Annotated in this window: 2 protein-coding genes and 1 rRNA gene; 1 reads left to right on the top strand and 2 read right to left on the bottom strand. The window is 59.8% G+C overall.

The features are described 5' to 3' along the window. Nucleotides 1-192: 192 nt before the first annotated feature. Nucleotides 193-1,149, bottom strand: a complete 957-nt coding sequence (locus AC1DD7_RS24330; RefSeq protein ID WP_477516912.1) for an RNA polymerase subunit sigma-70 — start codon at nucleotides 1,147-1,149, stop codon at nucleotides 193-195. A gap of 92 nt (nucleotides 1,150-1,241) precedes the next feature. Between AC1DD7_RS24330 and AC1DD7_RS24335 the strand changes: the two genes are divergently transcribed. Then, a complete protein-coding gene (locus tag AC1DD7_RS24335; RefSeq protein WP_431116939.1) occupies nucleotides 1,242-1,619 on the top strand; it encodes a nuclear transport factor 2 family protein in 378 nt (125 codons plus the stop codon). Nucleotides 1,620-1,709: 90 nt separating this feature from the next. On the opposite strand, the gene rrf is transcribed toward AC1DD7_RS24335, so the two are convergent. Further along, a 5S ribosomal RNA gene (gene rrf / locus AC1DD7_RS24340) occupies nucleotides 1,710-1,826 on the bottom strand. Between the last annotated feature and the right edge of the window lie 24 nt (nucleotides 1,827-1,850).

Genomic DNA, 1,850 nt, shown 5'->3' on the forward strand with positions numbered 1-1,850 from the left:
CACACCTTCCGGCTTTCCGTTTCGCACCCGGCGACTCAGAAAACAATACACGCCCCACACCCCCAACGCAAATCCACCCCAACAACCACCCAACACCACCCCAACAACCCCCAAACACCACACCAAAAACCCGCGCCAGCCCGCCGTCGGACATTCCTTCAGAGGCGCCAGTGAGCCAGTAATCCTGACACTTCACGCAAGAAAATCAGGCATCCCGAATTGTCGATGAAGGCCATCATCAAGGAATCGCATGATCGATGCGATCTTGTCGCCAGGCTGAGTTGGCTCAATCACCATGAGTCCCCGGGCCCGGCCCTGCAGATAGCAGACGAACGCCGGCCTGCCACCGGCAGTGATAGCGATCAGCGCGTATTTGCCACCAGGGCGCCCAGCCGCACTGGCACGAAGAAAACTCCCGACGGCGTGCCGGCCCACGTAAAGTTCGCTGGCGGGGGGCATGGCAAGCCAGCATTGATCGGTCAGGAGCTCAAGGACGGAATCGACGTCGTCTCGCGAGAAGGCATCCGCAAATTTACGGGCTAAATCGTGGTGGTGTGCTCCGGTCGAGATTGACCTTGGGGAAGGCTTGGCGGAGCGGGCGCGCTGAAGAAGACCCTTAGCCGCCGTCGGGCCTATCGCGAGCATCTCGGCAGCTTCGGTAACCGTGAAATCCAGCACATCACAGAGGATCAACACTGCAGCCTGGCGCGGCGGCATCCGTTGAAGCGCAACAACAAACGCGAGCTCGACACTTTCACGGGCAATCGCCTGCACAGCAGGATCAAGCTCGTCGACCAATACATCGGGGTAAGGCTGCACATGCGGTAGGTCGAATCGGTCGTTCGGCGTTGGTGGCTCGAAGGGAGGCGCGGGGGCGGGGTGAGGTCGGCGACGTTGGTCTCTTAGAGCATTGAGCGAACGAGTAGTAGCGATCCGATAGAGCCACGTCCGCAAGGAGGACCGGCCGGCAAATCCAGGCAACCCTTTCCATGCCGCAAGCAAGACCTCCTGCAGTACGTCATCTGCATCATCAACAGATCCTGTAATTCTGTAGCAATGGAGATGAAGCTCCCTGCGAAAGGGTGCTACGAGCGAGGCGAAAGCCTCTTCATCGCCGGCCCGGGCGGCCTCCAACTCGGCTGATGTCACGGTTCAATCTTGGCACGGACCCACTAGGGCGTTCCGATCTGCTGCGAAGTGGTGTCTAAACAGGAGTATCCGCCTACGAAAGGAAACAGACCATGTCTGAAAAACAGGCCAAAGCCGTCGAGATCGCAATCGCCTACCACCGGGCCTGGACAACCGGAAACCTGGACTCAGCGATCAAGCACTTAGCTGAGGATGTCACCTGCCATGCACCGTCCGGCACCATGAGCGGTAGTGCCGCTGTCCGGGCATTCATGGAGCCCTTCGCTGCTACGCTCACAAAATCAGCACTTCTTGCGGCTTACGGGTCCGACGACGAAGCAATACTCATGTACGACACAGCCAATCGGGCAGTACCGAGCGCTCCGGGCGCGGAACTGTACCGCATTCACAATGATCAGATCGCCGAGATCCACATCATCTTCGATCGTCTGCCCTTCGCCCTGGCGCGTGGCGACGTCGTTGGGGTGTGATGACGCTAGCTCCTTCCGATGTCAGCCGGAAAGGTGGGTTAAATGGGGCAAGCCCCGACCGTCGTGGTCGGGGCTTGCCCGTTAATGTGTGTCCGGCGGTGTCCTACTCTCCCACACCCTCCCGGGTGCAGTACCATCGGCGCTGTGGGTCTTAGCTTCCGGGTTCGGAATGGGACCGGGCGTTTCCCCCACGCTATGACCGCCGTAACCTTGTTACCCGTTCCCCGCACC

The sequence above is a fragment of the Paenarthrobacter sp. 10L412 genome (assembly GCF_056395565.1).